This is a genomic window from Candidatus Enterococcus courvalinii, from assembly GCF_017315945.1.
GTDB classification, from domain to species: Bacteria; Bacillota; Bacilli; order Lactobacillales; family Enterococcaceae; genus Enterococcus_B; species Enterococcus_B courvalinii.
Genome location: NZ_JAFLWI010000016.1, coordinates 174,118 through 198,947, shown reverse-complemented (window position 1 = coordinate 198,947; position 24,830 = coordinate 174,118). Strand labels below are relative to the sequence as shown.

27 protein-coding genes and 1 other annotated feature are annotated in these 24,830 nt (G+C 36.7%); of the genes, 19 read left to right on the top strand and 8 right to left on the bottom strand.

What is annotated here, in order from left to right; all coding sequences use genetic code 11:
* Window positions 1-240: 240 nt before the first annotated feature.
* The 7 genes from adhE to JZO71_RS10595 all read left to right on the top strand — a co-directional run bounded on the left by adhE (window position 241) and on the right by JZO71_RS10595 (window position 7,627).
* A complete protein-coding gene (adhE, locus tag JZO71_RS10625) occupies window positions 241-2,838 on the top strand; it encodes a bifunctional acetaldehyde-CoA/alcohol dehydrogenase (protein WP_206899466.1) in 2,598 nt (865 codons plus the stop codon).
* 362 nt (window positions 2,839-3,200) lie between these two features.
* Window positions 3,201-3,371 (top strand): hypothetical protein, encoded by a 171-nt coding sequence (locus JZO71_RS10620; protein ID WP_206899548.1) that lies wholly within the window; start codon window positions 3,201-3,203, stop codon window positions 3,369-3,371.
* 53 nt (window positions 3,372-3,424) lie between these two features.
* The gene (locus JZO71_RS10615; RefSeq protein WP_206899465.1) at window positions 3,425-4,186 is read left to right on the top strand and encodes an IclR family transcriptional regulator; all 762 of its coding nucleotides are present in this window, start codon (window positions 3,425-3,427) and stop codon (window positions 4,184-4,186) included.
* 98 nt (window positions 4,187-4,284) lie between these two features.
* Window positions 4,285-4,929, top strand: coding sequence for a bifunctional 4-hydroxy-2-oxoglutarate aldolase/2-dehydro-3-deoxy-phosphogluconate aldolase (locus JZO71_RS10610; protein WP_206899464.1), 645 nt, complete (start codon window positions 4,285-4,287; stop codon window positions 4,927-4,929).
* Between the two features lie 6 nt (window positions 4,930-4,935).
* Complete coding sequence (locus tag JZO71_RS10605; protein ID WP_206899463.1) at window positions 4,936-5,943, top strand: sugar kinase; 1,008 nt, start codon at window positions 4,936-4,938, stop codon at window positions 5,941-5,943.
* Between the two features lie 14 nt (window positions 5,944-5,957).
* Window positions 5,958-6,800 carry a 5-dehydro-4-deoxy-D-glucuronate isomerase gene (gene kduI, locus JZO71_RS10600; RefSeq protein ID WP_206899462.1) on the top strand — a complete coding sequence of 281 codons (843 nt, stop codon included), beginning with the start codon at window positions 5,958-5,960 and terminating at the stop codon, window positions 6,798-6,800.
* A 23-nt stretch (window positions 6,801-6,823) separates the two neighbouring features.
* Window positions 6,824-7,627, top strand: a complete 804-nt coding sequence (locus JZO71_RS10595; protein WP_206899461.1) for a gluconate 5-dehydrogenase — start codon at window positions 6,824-6,826, stop codon at window positions 7,625-7,627.
* A gap of 218 nt (window positions 7,628-7,845) precedes the next feature.
* On the opposite strand, the gene fni is transcribed toward JZO71_RS10595, so the two are convergent.
* The 4 genes from fni to mvk are packed head-to-tail and all read right to left on the bottom strand — an operon-like array spanning window position 7,846 to window position 11,904.
* Window positions 7,846-8,889: a type 2 isopentenyl-diphosphate Delta-isomerase gene (fni, locus tag JZO71_RS10590; RefSeq protein WP_206899460.1), complete on the bottom strand. Its 1,044-nt coding sequence runs from the start codon at window positions 8,887-8,889 to the stop codon at window positions 7,846-7,848.
* The gene (locus JZO71_RS10585) at window positions 8,886-9,971 is read right to left on the bottom strand and encodes a phosphomevalonate kinase (protein ID WP_206899459.1); all 1,086 of its coding nucleotides are present in this window, start codon (window positions 9,969-9,971) and stop codon (window positions 8,886-8,888) included. Before JZO71_RS10585 ends, fni begins: the two co-directional genes overlap by 4 nt.
* A 12-nt stretch (window positions 9,972-9,983) precedes the next feature.
* Complete coding sequence (gene mvaD, locus JZO71_RS10580; protein WP_206899458.1) at window positions 9,984-10,961, bottom strand: diphosphomevalonate decarboxylase; 978 nt, start codon at window positions 10,959-10,961, stop codon at window positions 9,984-9,986.
* Entirely contained in the window at window positions 10,954-11,904 is a 951-nt protein-coding gene (gene mvk / locus JZO71_RS10575) for a mevalonate kinase (protein WP_206899457.1), read from the bottom strand. The genes mvaD and mvk overlap by 8 nt, the downstream gene beginning before the upstream one ends.
* Window positions 11,905-12,233: 329 nt before the next feature.
* Between mvk and JZO71_RS10570 the strand changes: the two genes are divergently transcribed.
* Window positions 12,234-12,893: a deoxynucleoside kinase gene (locus JZO71_RS10570; protein WP_206899456.1), complete on the top strand. Its 660-nt coding sequence runs from the start codon at window positions 12,234-12,236 to the stop codon at window positions 12,891-12,893.
* An 89-nt stretch (window positions 12,894-12,982) separates the two neighbouring features.
* Complete coding sequence (locus tag JZO71_RS10565) at window positions 12,983-13,888, top strand: magnesium transporter CorA family protein (protein WP_206899455.1); 906 nt, start codon at window positions 12,983-12,985, stop codon at window positions 13,886-13,888.
* On the opposite strand, the gene JZO71_RS10560 is transcribed toward JZO71_RS10565, so the two are convergent.
* The gene (locus JZO71_RS10560; RefSeq protein WP_206899454.1) at window positions 13,889-14,521 is read right to left on the bottom strand and encodes a pentapeptide repeat-containing protein; all 633 of its coding nucleotides are present in this window, start codon (window positions 14,519-14,521) and stop codon (window positions 13,889-13,891) included.
* Window positions 14,522-14,660: 139 nt separating this feature from the next.
* Window positions 14,661-14,787 (top strand) — a sequence feature (ribosomal protein L20 leader region).
* A gap of 43 nt (window positions 14,788-14,830) precedes the next feature.
* Here JZO71_RS10560 and infC point away from each other — a divergent pair.
* From infC to JZO71_RS10510, 10 genes are all read left to right on the top strand, one after another.
* A complete protein-coding gene (gene infC, locus JZO71_RS10555; RefSeq protein ID WP_067483298.1) occupies window positions 14,831-15,355 on the top strand; it encodes a translation initiation factor IF-3 in 525 nt (174 codons plus the stop codon).
* 71 nt (window positions 15,356-15,426) lie between these two features.
* Window positions 15,427-15,627 carry a 50S ribosomal protein L35 gene (gene rpmI, locus JZO71_RS10550; protein WP_067483297.1) on the top strand — a complete coding sequence of 67 codons (201 nt, stop codon included), beginning with the start codon at window positions 15,427-15,429 and terminating at the stop codon, window positions 15,625-15,627.
* Window positions 15,628-15,684: 57 nt separating this feature from the next.
* Complete coding sequence (rplT, locus tag JZO71_RS10545) at window positions 15,685-16,044, top strand: 50S ribosomal protein L20 (RefSeq protein WP_144776139.1); 360 nt, start codon at window positions 15,685-15,687, stop codon at window positions 16,042-16,044.
* Between the two features lie 266 nt (window positions 16,045-16,310).
* Window positions 16,311-17,048, top strand: coding sequence for a GntR family transcriptional regulator (locus tag JZO71_RS10540; RefSeq protein WP_206899453.1), 738 nt, complete (start codon window positions 16,311-16,313; stop codon window positions 17,046-17,048).
* Between the two features lie 187 nt (window positions 17,049-17,235).
* Window positions 17,236-18,423, top strand: a complete 1,188-nt coding sequence (locus JZO71_RS10535) for a glycoside hydrolase family 88 protein (protein ID WP_206899452.1) — start codon at window positions 17,236-17,238, stop codon at window positions 18,421-18,423.
* 22 nt (window positions 18,424-18,445) lie between these two features.
* On the top strand, window positions 18,446-18,949 hold the full coding sequence (locus tag JZO71_RS10530) for a PTS sugar transporter subunit IIB (protein ID WP_206899451.1): 504 nt from the start codon (window positions 18,446-18,448) through the stop codon (window positions 18,947-18,949).
* A gap of 19 nt (window positions 18,950-18,968) precedes the next feature.
* Complete coding sequence (locus tag JZO71_RS10525) at window positions 18,969-19,784, top strand: PTS mannose/fructose/sorbose/N-acetylgalactosamine transporter subunit IIC (RefSeq protein WP_206899450.1); 816 nt, start codon at window positions 18,969-18,971, stop codon at window positions 19,782-19,784.
* A complete protein-coding gene (locus JZO71_RS10520) occupies window positions 19,774-20,589 on the top strand; it encodes a PTS system mannose/fructose/sorbose family transporter subunit IID (protein WP_206899449.1) in 816 nt (271 codons plus the stop codon). Before JZO71_RS10525 ends, JZO71_RS10520 begins: the two co-directional genes overlap by 11 nt.
* Window positions 20,590-20,625: 36 nt before the next feature.
* Entirely contained in the window at window positions 20,626-22,551 is a 1,926-nt protein-coding gene (locus JZO71_RS10515) for a heparinase II/III domain-containing protein (protein ID WP_206899448.1), read from the top strand.
* Between the two features lie 18 nt (window positions 22,552-22,569).
* Complete coding sequence (locus tag JZO71_RS10510) at window positions 22,570-22,992, top strand: PTS sugar transporter subunit IIA (protein WP_206899447.1); 423 nt, start codon at window positions 22,570-22,572, stop codon at window positions 22,990-22,992.
* Window positions 22,993-23,158: 166 nt separating this feature from the next.
* On the opposite strand, the gene JZO71_RS10505 is transcribed toward JZO71_RS10510, so the two are convergent.
* The 3 genes from JZO71_RS10505 to JZO71_RS10495 form a co-directional block, all read right to left on the bottom strand.
* On the bottom strand, window positions 23,159-23,326 hold the full coding sequence (locus JZO71_RS10505; protein ID WP_172843716.1) for a hypothetical protein: 168 nt from the start codon (window positions 23,324-23,326) through the stop codon (window positions 23,159-23,161).
* Window positions 23,327-23,399: 73 nt separating this feature from the next.
* Entirely contained in the window at window positions 23,400-23,843 is a 444-nt protein-coding gene (locus JZO71_RS10500) for an acyl-CoA thioesterase (RefSeq protein WP_206899446.1), read from the bottom strand.
* A gap of 16 nt (window positions 23,844-23,859) precedes the next feature.
* Window positions 23,860-24,687, bottom strand: a complete 828-nt coding sequence (locus JZO71_RS10495) for an NAD(P)H-hydrate dehydratase (RefSeq protein WP_206899445.1) — start codon at window positions 24,685-24,687, stop codon at window positions 23,860-23,862.
* Between the last annotated feature and the right edge of the window lie 143 nt (window positions 24,688-24,830).

Sequence of the window (24,830 nt, the reverse complement as noted above, 5' to 3'; positions counted from 1 at the left end):
AAAACAAAAGCATAAAAGTAAGTTCAATAGTGAACGTGATAGATAGGTGAAAAATATTTTTTATTTAGACAGTGGGGAAAATGTTGATAGCTAGATAACTTTATAATATCAATGTTTACCTTTGCTTTTAAAACTGTGAAAAAAATCACAAAAAACTATTTACAACTAAAATAAATTATTGTATGATACATATGTGAAATAGTTAACAAAGAATAAGTGATACCCACTAGGAGGAAGACAATGGCTAAGACATTGGAAAAAGAACAAGTAAAAACGATCGACGTGCAAGCAATGATCGATGATCTTGCAACAAAAGCAAATGTAGCCCTAAAGGAAATGGAAGACTTTGATCAAGCAAAAGTGGACCATATCGTACATGAAATGGCAATGGCTGCCTTAGATCAACACATGCCTCTAGCAAAAATGGCAGTTGAAGAAACTGGTCGTGGTATTTATGAAGATAAAGCAATTAAAAATATGTATGCTTCAGAGTATATTTGGAATAATATTAAACATGATAAAACAGTTGGCGTAATCAATGAAGACGTTCAAAAAGGATTGATCGAAATTGCTGAACCAGTAGGAGTTGTTTGTGGTGTAACACCAACAACTAACCCAACTTCAACAACGATTTTCAAATCAATGATCGCATTGAAAACAAGAAATCCAATCGTATTTGCTTTTCATCCAAGCGCACAAAAATCTTCTGCAGAAGCAGCGCGTGTTGTCCGTGATGCAGCAATTGCAGCTGGTGCACCAGAAAACTGTATCCAATGGATCGAGCATCCATCAATTGATGCAACCTCAATGTTGATGAATCATCCTGGAATTGCAATTGTTTTAGCAACAGGTGGAGCAGGAATGGTTAAATCTGCTTATTCAACTGGGAAACCAGCTCTAGGCGTTGGACCAGGGAATGTGCCAGCGTACATTGAAAAAACAGCAAAAGTAAAACGTGCAGTGAATGATTTAATCGTATCAAAAACATTTGATAACGGAATGATTTGTGCATCTGAACAAGCAGTGATTGTTGACAAAGAAATTTATGCAGCTGTAAAAGCAGAATTCCAAGCTCATCAAGTGTATTTTGTAAAACCAAGCGAACTTGCAAAATTAGAAGATGCAGTGATGAACGAAGGTAAGTATGCTGTTAACCCAGCAATCGTTGGGCATTCTGCAATGGAAATTGCTAAATTAGCAGGCATCAAAGTACCAGAAGGAACAAAAATGTTAGTTGCTGAATTAGAAGGTGTTGGTGCTGATTACCCACTTTCACGTGAAAAATTGTCGCCAGTTTTAGCAATGATTAAAGCAAATAATACAGATCATGCATTTGAATTATGTGAAGGTATGTTAAATCTTGGTGGATTAGGACATACAGCTGTTATTCATTCAGAAAATGAAGATTTACATGTGAAATTTGGTTTACGAATGAAAGCTTGTCGTATTCTAGTTAATACACCATCAGCTGAAGGCGGAATTGGTAATATCTACAATGAAATGATTCCTTCATTAACTTTAGGTTGTGGTTCATATGGTAAAAATTCTGTTTCTCGTAATGTATCTGCTGTCAACTTAATCAACGTCAAAACTGTAGCGAAACGGAGAAATAACATGCAATGGTTCAAATTACCGCCAAAAATCTTCTTTGAAAAGAATTCATTACTTTACTTAGAAAAAATGGAAAACGTTGAACGTGTCATGATCGTTTGTGACCCAGGAATGGTTCAATTTGGTTACTGTGATACAGTTCGTGAAGTGCTTGCTCGCCGTAAAAACGACGTGAAAATCGAAGTTTTCTCTGATGTTGAGCCTAACCCTTCAACAGATACTGTTTATGCTGGAACAAAACTAATGGCTGACTTCAAACCTGATACAGTAATCGCATTAGGTGGTGGATCTGCAATGGACGCTGCTAAAGGAATGTGGATGTTCTATGAACACCCAGATACTTCTTTCTTTGGAGCAAAACAAAAATTCTTGGATATCCGTAAACGTACGTACAAAATTGCAAAACCTGAAAAAACTCAATTTGTATGTATTCCGACAACTTCAGGAACAGGTTCAGAAGTAACTCCTTTTGCAGTTATTACTGATAGCGATACACATGTTAAATACCCATTAGCAGACTATGCGTTGACACCAGATGTTGCAATTGTTGACCCACAATTTGTTATGTCAGTTCCGGCTTCTGTAACTGCAGATACTGGTATGGATGTCTTGACGCACGCAATTGAATCATATGTTTCTGTCATGGCATCTGATTATACTCGTGGTTTAAGTCTACAAGCAATCAAGTTGGTCTTTGATTATTTAGAAAAATCAGTAAAAACACCTGATATGGAATCACGTGAAAAAATGCATAATGCGTCAACAATGGCTGGTATGGCGTTTGCAAATGCGTTCCTAGGAATTTGTCATTCAATCGCCCACAAAATTGGTGGCGAATATGGCATTCCTCATGGACGTACAAATGCCATCTTGTTACCACACATTATTCGCTACAATGCAAAAGATCCACAAAAACACGCAATGTTCCCTAAATATGACTACTTCCGTGCAGATACAGACTATGCAGACATTGCTAAATTCTTAGGACTAAAAGGCGAAACAACTGCTGAGTTAGTAGATGCATTAGCAAAAGCTGTCTATGAATTAGGTCAAAACGTAGGTATCGATATGAACTTGAAAGCACAAGGTGTAACACAAGAAACACTTGATACAACAGTTGACCGTATGGCTGAATTAGCTTACGAAGACCAATGTACAACTGCTAATCCAAAAGAACCATTAATTAGTGAATTAAAACAAATCATCATTGATGCTTACAAAGCTTAATGACTGTTAAAAGTTAGCGTACGGCTGGCAGCTGTACGCTATCGGGATCCCCCACACAAATTTCCGCTCAAATTTGTGTGGGGGATTTAAAATCATATTGATTCATGGAAGTTTGTCTGAATGATTCTCTCATTCAGACAATTTTTTTATGTAGAGAGAAAATATGTGTTCAAATATGTACTTTGAGATTACTTATAAAAATTTTTGTCATTTGAAAAAGAGTGAAACACTTCCACGACCACTTAGCTATCAATTACTAAGATAGATAAAAATTTAAAACATAAGATCAACTTTAGATATTTTTTCCCAATTTATCCTATTTATAGGGTATGGGACTCTTGCTATATTAAGGATATCAAATAATGAAAGCGTTTTGGGTGTGTGGTAATTGCTGGTTGACAATGGCAATTCCTGAAATCATTGAGATTTTAGAATTAGCTAAAGGTGATGCCCTGCGAAACCTTTTAAAAGTGGAGGTGTTTTTCTTATTGAGAAAGAAAAGTATCTCTTTGTTCCATGGTTGGTTCTTTTAATATTTGACCACTTCCGTTATAATTTTTCCTATAAAGAAACGGGAGTGTGCAATATGGAAAATAAAAAACCTTACGGAACAGTTTTGATTAAAGCGTCATCTATTTTAGATTATTTAGCAGAAATGCCAGATTCTTCCTTACAAGCAATTGCTAAAGGGACAGGAATGACTGCTTCAACTGCTTTAAAAATTTTAGATACACTAACTTTAATAGGATATACAAATAAAAACGTAGACAAAAATTATCGTCTAGGCAGTAAATTTATCCGTTATGCGAATAAAAGTATTGAAGAGCAAGATTTAGTGGAAGCAACGCGGCCGTATCTTGAACAACTCCAAGATACAATTGATGAAACTATTCATCTAGGAATTTTAAACAATGAAGAAATTTTATACGTCAATAAACTAGAAGCGAAAAATCAAACGATCCGAATGTCTTCCAAAATCGGTGTGACTAGACCACTCTATAGTTCTGCTATGGGAAAAGCCGTGTTAGCTGAGTTTGATGAGGAACAATATGATACATATTTGACGAAGCACCCGCTCGTTCCATTTACGGAGTATACGATTACTAATCCATTACGTTTGAAAAGTGAGATTGAAAAAGTACAACGATCCAAAATTGCTTATGATGACGAAGAAATGGAACAAGATATTTTTTGTATCGGTGCAGCCATTGTCAAAAATAATGAAATCATTGGTGCATTTAGTATCAGTATGCCCAAATATCGTTTAACAGATGAAATTAAAAATCAAATTGTTGCAACGGTAAAGCAAACGAAACAAAAAATAGAAGAAACCTTAACAAAAAAATGAAAAAGCGTTTGCATTTTTTCTTTTCTCCTTTATAATACGAGTATAGATTTCCAAATTATAAAACTTGATTTCTAAATAGGAAATAAAGGGTGGGGAAAATGAAAAAAATTGATATTTTATCTCGATTGAAAAATGCCGGTGTGATTGCTGTAGTTCGTGGAAAAACAAGTGAAGAAGCTCTGAATGCTTGTCATGCAATTATCAAAGGTGGCTTAACAGGAATCGAGCTTACGTTTACTGTGCCACAAGCAGATCAAGTGATCAAAGAACTTTTAGCAACTTATCAAGAACAAGAAGAGATTGTCATTGGAGCTGGAACGGTTTTAGATGCAGTAACTGCTCGCTTAGCGATTTTAGCTGGTGCAGAATATATTGTTAGCCCATGTTTTGATAAAGAAACGGCGGAGTTATGTAATTTATATCAAGTGCCTTATTTACCAGGGTGCATGACGATTGATGAAATCAAAACAGCACTGAAGAGTGGTGTTGATATCGTGAAATTATTTCCTGGTAGTGCATTTGGTCCAAGTATTGTTTCTGCATTCAAAGCACCTATGCCACAAGTCAACATTATGCCAACTGGTGGTGTAAGTTTAGAAAATATGCAGGACTGGTTTGATGCTGGTGTGGTGACTGTAGGTGTGGGTGGTAATTTACTTGCACCAGCTGCTACGGGTGATTTTGAGAAAGTGACAGAAGTAGCTAAGCAATATGCAGCGAAAATGAAAGAAATCGCGGGGTAATTCATGATGGGAAAAGTGGTAACTCTTGGAGAAATCATGTTGCGATTATCGACAACTCAAGGAACACGTATCATTAAAAGTGAACAGTTCAGAGCTGATTATGGTGGCGGTGAAGCCAATGTTGCTATCTCATTAGCAAATTATGGACATGAAACTATTTTTGCTAGTAAAGTCCCGGCACACGCTTTAGGTAATGCCGTTCAGAAACATCTTCAAAGCTATGGTGTGTCAACTAATTACTTGTTACGGGGTGGTAAGCGATTAGGGACATATTATATGGAAGCTGGAGTTGGAGAGCGAGCAGCCTCAGTCATCTATGATCGAGCGGGTTCCAGCTTTGCGACAATGACAGAAATCGAATGGTCATTAGAAAATTTATTTGAAGGCGTTGACATCTTCCATGTCTCTGGAATCACACCTGCTTTGTCTATCGAATGGCAGCAGATGACAAAAAGATTGATGGAAGTGGCGAAAGAAGCAGGCTGCTTGATTAGTTTTGACATCAATTATCGCGGTAAACTATGGTCACAAGAAGAAGCAAGCCAAGTAATCAAGCAATTGTTACCTTTAGTAGATATTTGTTCAGCTGGAGAAATGGATGCGCTTTACTTGTTGGGAATACACAAAGCACCAGAAAAAGAAACAGAACCTCTGATTTATTATTATCAAAAAATGCAAGAGAAGTTTCCAACGATTAAAGCATTCTATTCAACCAAAAGAAAAGTTTATTCAGCTAGCGCAAATCAACTAGTAGGAACCTTATGGATGGATGAAACTTATTTTGAATCACAAGTTCATGAAATCGAACCGATCATTGATCGTGTTGGAGGTGGTGATGCTTTTGCTGGAGGGATACTACATGGTATATTGTCGAGCATGTCACCGCAGGAAATAATCAACTTTGCGACAGCTGCATCCGCGTTAAAACATACGGTTCATGGTGATTGCAATCAATTCAGTCAAGAAGAAGTCACACAATTTTTAACCTGTGGTTCTGGAAAAATTATACGATAGGGAGAGTATTTATTATGCAAGAAATGAAAACACGTTATACACATAGTCCGGAAGATATCCGTCATTATTCTACGGAGCAGTTACGAGATGAATTTTTAGTTGAAAAAGTATTTGTTCCTGGAGAAATTCGTTTGACTTATACGCACAACGATCGCATGATCTTTGGCGGAGTGACGCCTACAACAACTACTTTAGAAATCAAATTAGATAAAGAACTAGGTGTTGACTATTTCTTAGAACGTCGTGAATTAGGTGTCATCAATATTGGTGGTCCTGGTTTTATTGAAATTGACGGACAAAAAGAACCGATGCAAAAACAAGATGGTTACTATATTGGGAAAGAAACGAAAGAAGTAATTTTTTCTTCTGAAGATGCTGAAAATCCAGCAAAATTTTATTTGAGTAGTGCGCCAGCGCATCATAAATATCCCAATGTAAAAATTAGTATTGATCAAATCAAGCCAATGGAAACAGGTGAAGGCGTTACATTGAATGAACGAAAAATTTATCAATACATTCATCCAAATGTTTGCGAAAGTTGTCAGCTTCAAATGGGTTATACGATTTTAGAACCAGGTAGTGCTTGGAATACTATGCCTTGTCATACGCATGAACGTCGAATGGAAGCGTATGTTTACTTTGATTATGCAAATGACGACACTCGTGTATTTCATATGATGGGTAAACCAGATGAAACAAAACATTTGGTGGTTGCGAATGAACAAGCCGTCATTTCACCAAGTTGGTCGATCCACTCAGGTGTTGGGACAAGTAATTATTCATTTATTTGGGCAATGTGTGGAGAAAATATCACCTATACAGACATGGATATGGTTCAAATGGATCAATTAAAATAAACCAATATAAAGGAGAAATCATTATGGATTTTACAATGGATAGCTTTCGATTAGATGGAAAAGTTGCACTTGTTACAGGTGCGGTTTATGGAATTGGTTTTGAGATTGCTCGTGCATTAGCATCAGCAGGCGCAACAATCGTTTTTAATAATTTGACACAAGAATCTGTTGATGAGGGAATCAAACACTATCAAGAAGCTGGTATTGATGCAAAAGGATATGTTTGTGATGTAACGGATGAAGAAGCTGTTCAAGCGATGACAAAACAAATCAAAGAAGAGGTTGGTTCGGTAAATATTTTGGTGAACAATGCAGGAATCATCAAGCGAACACCAATGATTGAAATGAGTGCAGCTGATTTTCGACAAGTCATTGATGTTGATCTGAATGCACCATTTATCGTAGCAAAAGCCGTTATCCCAGATATGATTGAAAAGGGTGGCGGGAAAATTATCAATATTTGTTCGATGATGAGTGAGCTAGGTCGTGAAACTGTTAGTGCATATGCTGCTGCAAAAGGCGGTTTGAAGATGTTAACAAAGAACATCGCTTCTGAGTATGGACAATACAATATTCAATGTAATGGTATTGGCCCTGGATATATTGCAACGCCACAAACAGCGCCCCTTAGAGAACTACAAGAAAATGGCGAACGCCATCCATTCGATCAATTTATCGTAGGGAGAACACCCGCTGCACGTTGGGGTGAACCGAGTGATTTAGCTGGACCTGCCATTTTTCTTGCTTCGGGTGCTTCAGATTTTGTTAATGGACACATCTTGTATGTAGATGGTGGAATTTTGGCATATATTGGTAAGCAACCATAGGGAAATAGCAGATTCTTTCTTTCAATTAAACTAAAAAGTGTCTGGAACATAATCAATTTGATTATGTTCCAGCCACTTTTTTTGCGAATACACGGTGTCCTAAAAGCTACTTTGTGGGAAACTATGCCGAATACTCTCGAATAGGTATAACAACTATTCTGGGATGAAGCTTGTTCCTCAACGTTGATCGATTTTAGCTTAATATAGTTTAAGAACAGTTATTTTCGACGTCCGTATTTTACTAAAGATATTTCTCTAGCTTCACACCAATCTTTGACGGCACCAGAAAAAATAAGTGACTGATACTTTAAATCATTTGTTGTTCTAGCACCAACTAAAGTATAGAGCAACCGTAGTTCTTCTTGCCATTGCTTAATCAATGAAATGGTTTCTTCTACGCCGTGATTCATTAGGTGTGTTAAAACTGTACCAGAAGTACCCGCAGCTTGAGCGCCTAAACAAAGAGCTTTGAAAATGTCATATGCAGAACGTATACCGCCAGAGGCAAGCACTTCAACAGTAGCATTGGCTTCGTGTGCTTCGAGTAATGAGGTGACGGTTGACTGTCCCCAATCAGCGAGATAAGTTAACTCACGGTTTTTTCGACGAGCATTTTCAATCTGAGTAAAGCTAGTTCCGCCACGTCCACTGACATCAATGGTTTTGACACCGATTTGTGCGAGTTGTTCGATTGTTTCACGTGTCATACCGAAACCGACTTCCTTTACGATTAAAGGTACAGTGATTGCTTGCTGAATTGCTTGAATCAACGCCAACCAGTTTGAAAAATCACGGTCCCCTTCAGGCATGACTAATTCTTGAGGAGCATTGAGATGAATTTGCAAAGCGTCTGCATGGAACAATTGGATCGCTTCTTGTGCTTTTTCAACAGAAGCTCCAGCACCAATATTAGCAAGAATCTTTCCTTCAGGATATTCTTCACGCATCACGGTATAACTGTCAATTAAACTGGAGTCTTTCAAAGCAGCACTAACTGAACCTGTTGCAATCATCAAATCAGTTTCGCGTGCAACAATTGCGAGGTCACGATTGATTTTTTTCGTTTTTTCGCTACCACCAGTGATAGCGTTGATATAAAACGGGCTGGTCAAGGTAAAGCCAGCAACATTCGTTGATAAGTCGACATCCGTTGTCGCTAACTGTGGCAACGCAGTATGAACGAGGTGAACAGCGTCAAATTCATTTTTTTGCTTATTATGAAAAGCCTTAGCTAATGAAACATGTTCGTCTTTTCGATTCATGATTGGTCCTTTCTCCGATAACTATAAACGTGAAGTGGAAGTGGTGTGATTTCTGCATTTTCCCATGCACTCATTAATGGTAAAATCCCCGATTTTTGATCAACGATCACGATACCACAATCACCACCACCAGCGCCAGAAGACTTAGCGGCACCTTCGTATTCTTCTGCTAAGTTACATAACTCATTTAACGCGGGTGTTTCAATAACTACACCGGTAACGTTCGATAAGTTGCGTAACAATTGACGGTTTTGACGAATTTGTTTTTGAATTAGAGCAACATCATTCTGCTTGAATCCTTGAATCATTTGATTGACACAACTTTCACTATTGCTAAGAAATATTTCATAAGCAGTCCTTTTGTCTTTTCGTGAACGATGAACTTGATCAACTAAATCAGAAGTAGAAGCTGGGCTACCTGTCCAACCAATGAGCAACCGTAAATCTTTTGGTGCTTCAAGGGGCTCAATCGAAAGTCCCGGCCAATCCATTGCAAGTAACTCGCTAATTGTTTGCTGTTTTTCTTGTTGTTGGACCCAACGATGATCAAAAGTCGAAAAAGCAATCCAACCACCATAACAACTAGCAGCAATATCTCCGCAAGAGCCATTGTCTTGAACAGCTAAATTTGCTAAGGCAGCAATTTTAAAAATTTCCAACTGGCTTAGGTGCAAATCATAAAAAATATTTAATGCTTTAACAGTTGCTACTGTCACTGCACCACTTGAACCAAGGCCATATTTTCGACCGTTTGAACTATCTAGCTCGCTGGTTACTTTCAAGTCATAAAAAGAAAGCAAACTATTTTTTTCTTGTGCATATTTTTCAGTTAACCGAATTGCTGCCAAAATATAATGGAATGGATTTTCTCGAATATCTAAAACTAGTTCACCATTTCTTCTAGTCCAACGAATTGGCATCTCACTATATTGTGCAGACTGGATACTTCCTACTTTTCTAGCCGCTTCGACAGTTACTGTGACAAATTGGTCGACAGCTACGATGATGGCAGGATGCCCAGTTTCTACAACTGCATACTCACCAGCAATGTAAAGTTTTCCCGGTGCAGATACTTCAATCATAAAAATCTCCCTTTATTTGATAATCGTCATTCCAGAACCCGCTTGGGCTGAAACGACTTGTTTTTTGCTAAATAAATGACTACAAGCTGTTTTGACTGTAGTTACATGTTTTTTCTCAACTAAAATTTTTACATTTGGCCCAGCGTCCATTGTAAAGTAACAAGGAACGCCTTGTTTTCTCAAATCACGGACCGCTTGCATTGCTCTTAAACTATCAGGAGACCAGTAAGTAAATGGTGGGTTTGCTGCTAGTGTAGTTCCATGCATTTTTAATGCGTTTCGTTCCATTGTTTCACCTAAAGATTGGAAATTTTTATCCGTAATTGCTTGCTTTAACTGGGCTAAATCTGCATCCAATGAGTCAAGCCAACCTTGATAAAAGCTGGAAGTTTCAACTGTACGACGCATACCATCCCGACTAGAAACGTCTTTTTGTTGATCGTTTAGTAATAAAAAGACCATAGCTAGATCATCTTCAAAACCATCAGAAGAAATTTGCTTTGCATAGGAAGTAAGATCGTCAAATCCTTTTTCCCACTCAACAAATCCACCGTAAATACTCCGACACGCTGAACCAGAGCCTCGACGAGCTAATCGAGATAATCCAGTATCATCTAATCCTAATTGAAGTGCTTCATTACAAGCACCAGCTAACGCAGCTAAGCCACTCGCTGAGGAAGCAAGTCCTGCAGCTGTAGGAACAAAATTTTGACTGATAACTTTCGCGTTGAGCGTTGTTTGTCCTTTTTCTCGCACGAGATCGAGGAAAGTACTTATTTTTTTCGTTGCTTTGTCGTTTTGTTGCTCACCGTCCAAATAAAATTCATCCTTTGTGAAAGTATCAGAGAAAATAACTTCTGTTTCGGTATAAAAAGCATCTAGTGTAAGAGATAAACTATTATTCATTGGTAAAATGAGCGCTTCATCTTTTTTTCCCCAATATTTGATGAGTGCAATATTCGTGTAAGCACGAGCTTTTCCTTTAAACATGGGTATGTACTCCTAATCCTTGAATCCAAGTAGCTACAGCACCAGCATCTTCCAGAGCGGTACAAATTGCTTGGGCTTCTGTTTTTGTTTTAGCAAGAGCGAGCATGCAACCACCGCGTCCGCCCCCAGTTAATTTTGCTCCCAGAGCACCAGCATTTAATGCTGTTTCAATCAATAAATCTAGAAAGTGATTACTGATTGTTAATTCTCTCAAGGTCACTTGTGCCAGATTCATGACTTGTGCTAAATTTTCGGGATTATTCTGGATAATTGCTTGTTTTGCTTTTTGTGTGAGTTGTCCTAATTGTTGAATTTTTTGTCCAGTTTTGTGTGAGTTTTTTTCAAATAAATGAGCGACATCTTTAACAGCTTCCCGCGTCTGTCCTTTGATTCCAGTATCAGCAACAATCAAAAAAGCATCCAAATTGATTGTGAAATACTCGAAAGGCTGCCCTTTAACAAAATAGATTGGATTATGACTACTGGTAGCGGCAGCGTCGATGCCACTTGGGTTGCCATGAGCAATTTTTTCAGAAATCTGAACATAGCTTAACAACGTTTCATGTGTTAATGAAAGTGAAAGATAATCATAAAAGGCACGTGTGATTGCTACTGCCACGGCAGCACTAGACCCCATTCCGCGTTCAGCAGGAATCGTACTTTCAATAGTGAGACTGATTGACTCCTTGATACCATGATCTTGTTTTAACTGTGTGACTAAAGCTTTGATATTTTTGAGTGCTTGTGGTGCGTGAATCAACTTTCCTACATAATAAGCTGAAAACAATTCATCTTGAATGATGTCTTCAGCTAACGTTTCAAATTGTGCAGTGACTTTCGTCGCATAAAATGGAAAGGCAATTGCCGGTTCACCGTATACAACGGCATGTTCACCCATCAAGATAATTTTTCCACTTGATTCCCCTTGGCCATAGTTTGCCATAACTTAACTCCTTTTCCTCACATAACAGTAACTTTTAGACAAAAAATAAAGCGCCCTAAATAGTTGCGCTACTCAACGAGAATTTGGTTTGACACTATAGAAAAAAGCAAACCAAAAATCATTTCCTCCTTATTTTACTAAATCCGCTCAATAAGTAAAACCAAGAATGCGTTTTCTAACCAAAAATCACTGTTTTCTTAAGAATTTTTTTGAGTTTTTCGTCAAATCATTTCCAATGAATTCCATTTGACACTACTAGATATTGGGGGTATATTTAAAAAGATTGAAAAACATATACAATATTTAGTGATGAAGTGAGTTGGAGGTAAATGAGCGTGATCGTTTTAGCTGGTACAATTGGTGCAGGAAAGTCAAGTTTAACAGAAATGATAGCTGAAGAATTTAATAGTCAGGCTTTTTATGAATCAATCGATGATAATGAAGTGTTACCTTTGTTTTATGCTAACCCTGAGCAATATGCTTTTTTATTACAAATTTATTTTTTAAATAAACGTTTTGCAAGTATTAAACAAGCAATGAAGGATGATAACAATGTTTTGGATCGTTCAATCTATGAAGACTCTTTATTGTTCCATTTGAATGCAGATTTAGGAAGAGCGACAGAAACAGAAGTGCGTGTCTATGATGAATTACTAGAAAATATGATGGAAGAATTACCTTATGCAGCGCATAAAAAAAATCCTGATCTACTGATTCATATTCGCGTTTCTTTTGATACCATGTTGGAGCGAATTGAAAAGCGTGGCCGTTCGTATGAACAATTATCCTTTGATCCATCTTTATATGACTATTATCAAGAATTGAATCGTCGGTATGATCAATGGTACGAAGACTATGATGAAAGTCCTAAGATCCAAATTGATGGAGATCGTTATAATTTTGTCGAAGATCCACAGGCAAAAGAAGAAGTCGTCCGACTTGTGAAAGAAAAATTAGCGGAAATTCGTCAAGAACAATTTGTATATTAAACAAAAACTATTCAAGCAATGGCTTTTACCTTGTTTGAATAGTTTTTTTATTTATACTAGTAAGAGAAACCGTTATGAGGAGGTAAGTAATGAGTAATAAACGCTTTTTTAATTATGACCAGAATTTTTGGTTAAACATTCAACGAGACAATGTTATTGGTGTTAAAAACCTAAAAGAAGAGTACAAATTAAGTGATGAAATGTTGACGTACTCTCTCGATAAAAATGAACGCGCACGTGTAGAGTATGATGTACTTGATGAAGCGATGCTTCTTGTTTACAATGTCCCTCACCAAAGAAAAAGTGAAAACCATTACGAAACAACACCGATGGCTTTTATTTTGAAAGAGAATGGGATTTTTACATTTACTACAGAAAATACTGGTTACGTAGTACGCCTTATGGAATCGTTGCTACAACGTACCCCTAACATGAGCGTATATAGCCTACTGTTTCAAACTTTATTCTTAATTTCAGATTCCTTTTTCCCATTAGTTGAAGAAGTAAATAGTGAGCGACAAAGATTAAATCAAAAGTTAAGAGAAAAAACGAGTAATCAAAACTTGTTACAATTATCTGACTTAGAAATTGGATTAGTTTATTTAGTGACAGGGACAAAACAAAATGCCGTGTTGATTGAGCAAATAAAAGCATTAGCTATCTATCGTAAAATGTCTGAAGGCGAAAAAGAACAACTGGATGACGCATTGATTGAAGCTAAGCAAGCAGTTGAGATGACAAATTTGGCATCTCAAATTTTAGATCAGTTATCTGGAACTTATAATAACTTGTTGAATAACAACTTAAATGACACGATGAAATTTTTAACTGTCTGGTCATTATTGTTGACCGTTCCGACAATCGTCACTGGATTTTTTGGAATGAATCTACAGTTACCTTTTACTCATTCCGTATTTGGCTGGGGAATTGCTTTGATTATTAGTTTAGTTTTATCTGTTTGGATGCTAGTTGCTTTGTGGCGGCGAATCAAATAATCATTCTTCAATAATCAGTCCCAAGCTGGCGGCGATTACTAAAGCTTGTTCTTGGTCAACCAACAAACCTGAGAGATTCTCTAGAGAAAGTGCAATTTTAGTAAACTCATTTGTTCTAAAATCTAACTCTTTTAGAGGGGTGCGGAACCAATTAGCCCCTGTGAGTTGGTTGTTACTTAAAGCTAAATTTTTCCAACGAACGTCATAGAATTCGGTGTCTTCCAATTGACAATCAGAAAAGCGGACTGTTTTTAAATTTGTATTACTGAAAGAAGCCATCGATGCTAAACACTCGTTGAAGGAACAATCACGAAGGTAGCTTTCCGCAAAATTTGTTCCGGTTAACTTACATTGTTGAAAAGTCACCTGATGAAAACTTGCGCCAATCCATTCTAAATTGGAAAAGTCACAATGGTCAAAAATGACATTGCTGCATTCAAAATTTTCCAAAATAGTCTTTTGCATGGTTAATTTTTGAATGTGGCTATCTCTTATAATCAAATTCTTTGCTGATAAATAACTTTGGTCGCTATCTTTGACTAAAAGATTTGAAAAAAGCTCTTCATCTTCTAAATAAAAATCGCCTTCTTCTAGGTGAGATAAGATAGGTGAAATAGGATCATTCTTTTTCATAGGTTGCCTCCAAATTATTTTCTTACCTTAAAGATAAATAAAATTAAGCAAAAATGCTAGATTATCTTATTAAAATAGTTCCTTATTTTAATAAGGAGTTGACATATTCAAGAAATTTTGATAAACTAGTGAAGTTGAGAAATAAAAGCAGAAGCACGCGCTTCTCGCCTTAGTTGACGTAGTCGCTGGGCTAGATAGTTTTCGCCGGTTATTTAGGTGGATTATGCGCGGGTTCTGATAAAAAGAACTCGTTTTTTTATTACCGAAAATTCGGTAAGCTTTTCTTTCTCTCATAATATTTGGAGGTGAATGACCATAGCAAAGGATATGATGGTTAACGACGGCATTCGTGCACGAGAATTACGATTGATCGGTTCAGAAGGCGAGCAGTTAGGTGTTAAAACAAAAGCAGAAGCATTACAAATTGCTGAACAAGCAAACTTGGATCTTGTGTTAGTTGCCCCAGGTGCGAAACCACCAGTTGCGCGAATCATGGACTACGGTAAATTCCGTTTTGAACAACAGAAAAAAGACCGTGAAGCGCGTAAAAAACAAAAAGTGATCAATGTTAAAGAGGTACGTTTAAGTCCGACAATTGACGTAAATGACTTCAATACAAAACTTCGTAATGCACGTAAGTTCTTAGAAAAAGGCGATAAAGTGAAAGCTTCTATCCGTTTTAAAGGCCGTGCCATTACCCATAAAGAGATTGGTCAAAAAGTCTTAAATCGCTTAGCTGAAGAAACTGCTGATATTGCAACAGTGGAACAAAAAGCGAAAATGGACGGACGCAGCATGTTCTTGACGCTGGCACCGAAAAACGACAGTAAGTAATTTGAATGACTAACTGATTGTTGAACAGTCAATGGTCGGATAACGAAAGATTTTGAGGAGGAAATATAGTCATGCCAAAACAAAAAACACACCGCGGATCAGCAAAACGATTCAAACGTACTGGTAAAGGCGGATTGAAACGTTACCGCGCGTTTACAAGTCACCGTTTCCACGGCAAAACAAAAAAACAACGCCGTCAATTGCGTAAAGCACGTATGGTTGCTAGTGGCGATTTCAAACGTATCCGTCAACAACTAGCAAAAATGAAATAAGCAACGCAAATTTAGAAAAATTTCAATGAGAAGATTTATTTTTAGGAGGAATTAAACATGGCACGTGTTAAAGGTGGAACAGTAACTCGTAAACGTCGTAAAAGAATGCTAAAACTAGCAAAAGGTTACTACGGTTCAAAACACACTTTATTTAAAACAGCAAAAGAACAAGTAATGAATTCATACAACTACGCATATCGCGATCGTCGTCAAAAGAAACGCGACTTCCGTAAATTATGGATTGCTCGTATCAACGCAGCAGCTCGTATGAATGGCTTGAGCTACTCAAAATTAATGCACGGTTTGAAATTGGCTGAAATCGACATCAACCGTAAAATGTTAGCTGACCTTGCTGTTAATGATGCAGCAGCTTTTACTGCATTAGCTGACCAAGCAAAAGACGCTTTAGCTAAATAATTCAGATTTTCGTTAAGTATTCTTGATGAAATTCTAGTTAAATAACTAAGTTAAAATCAATTTAGGCAGAGAATGCTTAAATTGATTTTTTTTTTTGCAGTTTTTATCAATCAACGTAAATTGTTATTTTCACATAATCATTGAGCTACGTAAAAATTACGAAGAAGTATTAGTCGATAGGTTCTCACAATCAAGCAATCTATTTACAGAAAACAAAAAATTATTTATTATGTAAATAAACGGTTAACAGGTTAAGGGAGAATAACATGGCATCCAAGTATGAAATAATCAAACAGGATATTATCAAAAAAATTGAATCAGGAGAATTTAGTGCAGGTGAAAAGATTTACTCCGAAGGTGATTTGAAAAAAATCTATGGTGTCAGTAACACAACAGTAGTAAAAGCATTAAATGATTTGGTCAATGAAGGTTACTTGATTCGTCGTCAAGGAGAAGGAACTTTCGTTAGAAAAAATTTGAAACACAGAAAGGTCTTTTTTTCTGAACAACTTTCTTTGCCAAATGATCCTAAGAAAAAATCAATTGAAAAAACAATCACTTTGAATTTTGGACAAATAAAGGACAAGTATATCGCGCAACAACTAGGGGATAAAACGGGGCAAAGATCGCTCGTAAAAATAAGTCAGATTGCATTGACTAACGGTCGACCATGGAAAATACAAAATCGTTATCTTTTTCGAGATAAATTGGAAAAAGATTCTTTAGAGCGTTGGGTGAATGGCGCAAGTCTGTCAGAAGAACTTGGGTTAGTTGGACACATGTCGAACCTTCCGATGGCTATGGAAGTTCGAACGATTTTATTAAGAGAGGGAATGAAAGAACTTGAACCACTGAAGCTGATTGAGAAAAGTTTTGGTGACGAGGAAAGTTATTCTTTATTTGACATTCGACGTTTGATTTCCGGAAATGATGGCATACCGATTGAGTACAGTCGAAGTTTTATCCATCCAGATTTCTATCAAATTGAAATTGTTGGAGAATAGTTTTTTTATAGAAAGATAGTTGAATGATTCAAACACTGAAAAGTTATCCATCTTTTTCAGTGTTTTTTTGTATAAAAAATAAAGTAAGCAAATTCATTTTTTTAAAAAAGAAAGGGTTTACAAAAAGTAGGAAATAAGCTAAGATGTTTTTACACCGGTTAACACGTTAAGTGATGGAGGGATTTTTTTGAAGGAAAAAAAGAAAGAAAAGTTATTGTCTAGTGAGAGATATTTTGGTCAAGGGTTGATTTCAGAAGAAGTGATTGATCAAGCGATAGCTGATGTAGTGAGGAAAGTGAAAAAAAATATTTCTCAATTGAATGACCAATATCCTACACCAGCGACTAAACATAATTCGTATGTACCAATGGCTAATACGGAATGGACAAATGGTTTTTGGACAGGTATTCTCTGGCTTTGCTATGAGGTCACACAGGATGAAGATTTTAAAAAAATGGCAGAAAAAAATGTTCAAAGTTTTATTCATCGGATGGATCAGAATATTGAGATTGATCATCATGATTTGGGTTTCCTGTACAGCTTATCTTGTGTGAGTGCCTATAAACTTATGGATGACGAGCAAGCCAAGCAAGTGTCTTTAAAGGCAGCAGAAAAATTATTGTCACGTTACCAAGAAAAAGGTCAATTTATTCAAGCGTGGGGGGAGCTAGGAAAACAAGACAATTATCGCTTGATTGTCGATTGCCTTTTAAATATTCCATTACTTTTTTGGGCGACAGAAGTGACGGAAGACAAAAAGTATCGTGAAGTCGCAGTCAACCACTACCATACGACTATTGAACATGCAATTCGGGAAGATTCTTCTGCCTACCATACATTCTTTTTTGATACGAAAGATGGACTACCTCTTTATGGAAAAACACGTCAAGGCTATTCAGATTCGTCAAGTTGGGCGCGTGGACAATCTTGGTTAATTTATGGAATTGCACTTTTTCGTTCTTATTGTCCAAATGAACAGAATACTGAATTATTTGAAGCAGTCACAAATTATTTCTTAAATCGGCTACCAAAAGATTTTGTAAGTTATTGGGATTTGATTTTTACAGATGGTTCCAATCAACCCAGAGATACTTCGGCAACAGCCATTGCTATTTGTGGAATGAATTTGATGGATACATTTTTACCTGAAGCAAATCAATCTAAATTGGTTTACAAGTATGCACAACATTCAATGCTGAAAAGCTTAATCGAAAATTATACGGAATCTAAAACGGAAGGCATTACAGCTTTAATAAATGAAGGTGTGTATTCATGGCATAGTGGTAAAGGAGTAAATGAAGGGAATATTTGGGGAGATTATTTTTACTTGGAGGCGTTAGTTCGATTTAAAAAAGACTGGAAAATGTATTGGTAAAACAATAATAGGAGGGAAAAATATGGATAAACCAAATGTAAAAATGGTACGAGTAGATGCGCGTTTGATACATGGACAAGGGCAATTATGGATCAAAAGTCTAGGAGTCAATTTAGTGATTTGTGCGAATGATAAAGCAGCTGAAGATAACGTGCAACAAATTTTAATGAAGACAGTTTTACCGAAAGATATCAATGTCCGATTTTGGACAATTGCACGCACTGCCGAAGTGATTTGGAAAGCAGCCCCACATCAAACAATTTTTGTAGTTGTCGAAAATTTGCACGATGCGTTAAAACTTTGTGAATTAGGTTTTCCAATGGAACAACTAAATATTGGGAATATCCATGCTGCTGAAGGAAAAGAAAAAATTTCTCAATTTATCTATTTGGGCGAAGAAGATAAAAATGACTTGAAAAAATTGAAAAATGAACATCACGTGATATTTACTACCAAAACGTCGCCAATGTCTAATGATGGCTCGCAGCATTTAGATGCTCTAATGGAAAAAATTAAAAACAGCTAATTTAGAGAGGAAATAAAAAATGGAGATTACATTAGTACAAGGAATACTTATAGGATTAATTACTGCGTTTTGTTATTCTGGGCAATTATTGGGAATCTATACGAACCGAGCACTGGTCATGTCCTTTTTTGTTGGCGTTGTTTTAGGAGATATTCCAACAGCTTTGAAATTTGGTGCCTTAGCAGAGTTAGCTTACATGGGGTTTGGCGTAGGTGCGGGTGGAACAGTTCCACCAAATCCAGTGGGTCCGGGAATTGTTGGGACGATTATGGCAATTACGTTGAGAGATCAAGGTGTAACAGCTGAGTCTGCGTTGGCATTGTCATTTCCGTTTGCAGTTTTATTCCAATTAGTGACGACTGCATTATATACGTTCTTTTCAGGAAGTGCTAAGTGGTCTAAAAATGCTATTGAAAGTGGACGACTTAAAAAATTCACGCTTATTTCTCACTCAACTTATATTGCGTTTGCTTTAGCAGGCTTTCTCATTGGCATACTTGCAGCATTGAGCCGTCCAGGATTACAAGCATTCGTGGAAGCGCTGCCTGAGTGGCTGATCAATGGATTCTCAGTAGCTGGCGGACTTATCCCAGCGATTGGTTTTGCAATGATCATGTCGGTCATGTTAGAAAAAAGTCTGATTCCATACGTGTTGTTAGGTTATGTTTGTGTAGCATATCTTGAATTACCAACGATGGCAGTTGCAATGGTTGGTGCAGTTTTTGCACTGATTCAGTATTATGGAAAAGATAAAACACCTGTAGGGGAAAAAAGCTTAGTAGCAAATAATCAAACTTTATTGGATGAAGAGGAGGACTTCAGTAATGGCATCTAAAAAACTAAAATTGACACAAAAAGATTATATGATGACTGCTCTTCGATCATATTTTTTACAAAATGCATTTAACTATACCTCTTACCAAGGTGTGAGTTATTTAAATACGATTATGCCTGCTTTGAAGAAGATCTATAAAAACGATCCAGAAAAGTTAAAAGAAACAGCAACTGCCAATTTAGAATTTTATAATACAAATCCTCAAATGGTACCGTTTATCACTAGTATGCAGTTAGCAATGTATGATAACGATCAAAGCATCTCGGATACACGTAGTATCAAAATGGCGCTCATGGGTCCGATGTCAGGAATTGGAGATTCTATCGCTCAGTTTGGGATTGCACCCTTATTCTCTACGTTATTTGCGGGGTTAGCCTTAGATGGTCTGGGATTTGCTCCAATGGGCTTTTGGTTCTCAATGGTAGTGACGATGCTAGCAATTAAAATCCTCATGGGCTATTTGGGATTCAAATTAGGAACTAGTGTTATCGAAACATTAAGTGATCGAATTGGAAAAATCTCTGCCGCTGCAAATATTGTAGGGGTAACAGTTATCTCTGGTTTAGCTACATCTTTTGTAAAAGCTAATATTGCTATTCAATACGCTAGTAAAGTGGAGTCAGGAGAAAAACAAGTCATTGCTATTCAAGATATCTTGGACAAAATTATGCCGAATATGTTGGCTGTTCTACTTACTATCCTTGTATTTTATTTGATTAAAAAGAAAAAGTGGAACACCTATCAGCTATTGGTACTGTTATTTGCAATTGGTATCTTAGCATCTGTATTTGGCATTTTGGCATAAGCAATTTGAAGTCATTGAAGAAAAAAGGAGAAGATAGTGGACTTTCAAAGAATTGAGACATACCAACAGAAATTTTTCAAAGATGATTGGGTTTCAAATTATCTTGAACAACAAAAAACATTTTTAGCGCCATTGTTTACTCGAGTAAATTTCTTAATGAACGATCAGATTATTTATACTGATGCAATGGACATGGAAGCATGCTCAACACCTTATTCATTGAAGAACGCTGGTTGGAATAAGTTTCCTGAAGAGGATCCAGAATGGTTATTCATGCTTAGCAGACATGGTTTTATGGTGGATCTAGCACAATGCTATGCTTTAACAAAAGAGCAACGTTATATGGAGAAATGGACAATGCTACTGTTGGATTTTATTACAAACTGTGAAAGAGATAATCCTGCGAATGAAAATAGTTGGCGCCCACTAGATGTTGGTTTGCGCTTAACTAATTGGATGAAAAGTTTAACTTATCTTCCCCTTTCATACATGAAAAATACGAAAGTTGAAAAAATGTTACACCGGTCAATCCAAGAACATCTTGTAATTTTAGAGAATAGTTATATTGATAAATACCGTCTGAGTAATTGGGGTGTTCTAGCAATCGGAGGGATGGCTGCGATAGACTTATTTTTGCCAGATTTAGTAACAGAAGCGCAAAGAGCGTTTATCTGGAAGCGATTGGCGGAACAACTTGATTTACAATTTTATGATGACGGTATGCATTGGGAACAGAGCCCGCTCTATCAGCATGAAGTCATCATGACGTATGTTTATTTATTACAAATCTCAGAGTATCTTGAACAGCCTCTTCCTATAGATTTAAGGGGAAAATTAGCTCAACCTATCCAAACTACTTACTATTTAGCTGATAATCAAGAGAAGTTGCTTCCATTGAATGATAGCGATCACGTGGATTTTCATTACGTTTATGCTATTTATCAAAATCTAGGCTTTTTAAAAAAGAGGAAAAAGGATTCGAATCTGGCGGTGCTTTGGACAGGAAGTTTGTATTCTGATTATCCACCAGTAGTAACAAAATTGGCTCCAGTTTTTGCCGGTCAAGATAGTGGAATGATGGTGTACAAAGATCAAGCTATTTATTTTACACTCTTTAATGGTCTACATGGTAGCGGTCACGGACATGCATCAATAGGTAGCTTTACTTTACAGTTGGATGGACAAGATATAATCGTTGATAGCGGTCGCTATACTTATGTAAATAGTGAACAAAGAATTCAATTAAAGGAGCTAGCTGCCCATAATACGTTATTTGTTGCTAAGGAACCACATACTATAATTAGGGACACTTGGGGATATGATAAATTACCAAAGCCACTATTCCATAACATACGAAATATTCCTGAAGGTTTTTTTGCTGAATGTGGTTGGTCTGCTAAGGGGAATCAAGGATGGATGATTTTTGAACGGCGATTTTTATATTTAAAAAAAATAAATTCTTTAATCATTTTAGATAACTTTTCTGGTCCGGAAAATACTGAGGTAACTTCTAGTTATAATTTATCGTCAAAAGTTACTTCTCAAAAAATGGCTAATCAAGTTCATATAAAAATAAAGGAAAATCAGTACAAGATTCATTTTTCTGAAGGACAAGCGATGCAAGAAACTGCTAAAAGTTCAGAGATGTATAACCAACTTACAACACATCAACGAATCGAAAACAAAGTTCAATGCAAAGAAACAGCTCATACTTGGGTGACTGTAATCAGTCCAACAGATGTCAAAATTTCCCCAGTAGAAGTCAAACAGGTTGGTGAAACGAAAATAGTTGACCAAGCAATTGGCTTAAGATTGGAGAATCAAAAGGAGACGTTTGATCTGTTCCTATTGCAAGAGGATATTGTTAGTGGGAATAAATTGCTGGTTAGTGAATTCAACCAATTCTTTTATGGTCAGGTCGTACTAATTGATCAGGATGAAAGAAAACAAAGAATAAAGTAGGAGAATGGGAGATAGTAGATGAAATTTTTGATAACGGGACATAATGACTTTTCAATTGGGATGAAAAGTGCATTGACGATGATAGCAGGACCTCTTGAAGGGTTAACTATCGTTCCTTTTAGAGCAGAAGAAACATTGGAAGCATATCGTAAAAAAATTGAGTTAGAATTACAGGCAAAGGATAGTGTCATCTGTTTTACCGATTTATTGGGAGGCACGCCGTTTAAAACTTGTGTAGAATTAGCCATTTCCAAAAATCAGGTTTTTGTATTGAGTGGTACCAATCTAGGGATGCTACTAGAAGCAAGTTTATTGAGAGAATTGGTTAAAGAACCAGCTGAATTATGCCAGTTAGTTTTGCAGTCGGGTAAAGACAATATTACGTTGTTTAGTCAGAATGCTAATACTTTGATAGAAGAAATTTCTGAGTCAGGAATCTAATGTTGTTTATTGGAAAATGACAATTGTCAAAGGACTAGAGAAATTACGTTTGAATAAATAATAAAGTCCCGCTCAGATGAGCGGGGTTTTATTATTTATTCATGAAAACAAAAAAGCAATACTCAATAGATAAGAGTATTGCTTGATAGATGTGATTTAAGTATTTTTAGTCAGGACGCATCTCTTGCAAGAGCTTCACGCGGCCACCGATTTGTTTGGCGAAAGTTTCAGATTTCTTTTTGTCTTTAAAAACGAGTAGATTGTCAGGGTTCTTTTCACGAGTGCGGCAGCCAGTTTTGTCAATATAACCATGTAATACTTTAACAACGTACATGCTCATCACCTGCTTTTTTCTTATAATTATACGAACTTGACGGCATAAAACAAGAAAAATGCTTGGTCATTTTTTATTTTTCTTTGGCGTTGTCTAATTTGGCATAGTTTTTAAATCGTTCATCAAGCGTTGGCTGAATTCGGCTAAGTTTTAATAAACGATGATTTTCTGCGGAGAGAAAACAATGTTTGCTACTGCCAATCGTACGTAATTTTTGATCCTCAGTACCATAAATCTGATAACTAAAATCTAAACGTGTACCAGTATATTTTTCAATTGTTGGATAAATAATGACTGACTCACCGTAGTGAATCATTTCTTTGTATTGGCAATTGACTTCAAGAACTGGGATAATTATTCCTGTTTCTTCAATTTTTTGGTAACTAAAATCAAGATGATCTAGTAATGCAACACGAGCTTCTTCAAACCAGCGAATATAATTGCTGTGATGAATAATCCCCATTTGGTCCGTTTCATAGTAAAAAGGCGTACGAAGATATCCTGTAAATTTTTCCATAATCAAACTCCTCTTTTTATTCTGTACAAAAGTGTGCCATCCATTGTGGAATGGCTTGGCTAATCAATGTTGGTAGTACAACATAGTGGGTTTGCGCTAAGTGATCTCCAATCAAGCTGTGTAAATAAACAGCTGCTGCGACCGTGTGATCGTTTTTAGGGAATTGGGCAAGAAAAGCCGTAATCATTCCTGCCAAGGTATCACCAGTTCCTCCGGTTGCCATTGCGGCAGACCCAGCCTGATTATAATAGATATTTTCTTTATTATAAATAGTAGTTTGATGACTTTTAACGACAGTAATCGCGCCCAGTTCGTTTTGTTTTTCCTGATTTGAATGATCTGTTTGCGCAGCAATAGAAATACCGCTTAGACGTTGCCATTCCATCTGATGCGGTGTTAATACAGTATGTTCAGGGTAAGGTAAAGAAAGTTTTGTTTCGGCAAGCAAAGTTAATGCAGAACCATCAATAACTAACCACTGGTGTTTTGTTTGAACCTCTAAGATCGTTTGGAGTAAGCCTAAACTGAAAGCAGAAGTACCTAATCCTGGACCAATCAATACGACATCAGCTTGTTGAATGGCTGTTAGGCAAGTCGCTTGATCGCACCAGTCAGCAACCATTACTTCAGGAAGATGAACATGGAGTGGCGCATGGTTCTTCTCGTCAGTTATAACTGTAGTCAACCCAGCGCCACTATTAACTGTAGCTAAAGCACTCATGATAATTGCGCCACCATACTGCTGATTTCCTCCGATCAAAACAACTCGACCAAACGTACTTTTGTGAGAGTGACTAGGTCGTTTAGTAATTACCTCTCGTAATAATTGTTCATCAAGAATCATTAAGTATCCCTCCAATAAATTAAACGATTCGAGCATTTGTAAAGGAACGACAAGCTGGCGAAATTGTCAGACTTTTTGAACTATTTTTTTCTTGATTTTATGGTATCATAAAACACGAAGACTTAATAAGGTGGAGGATTAAC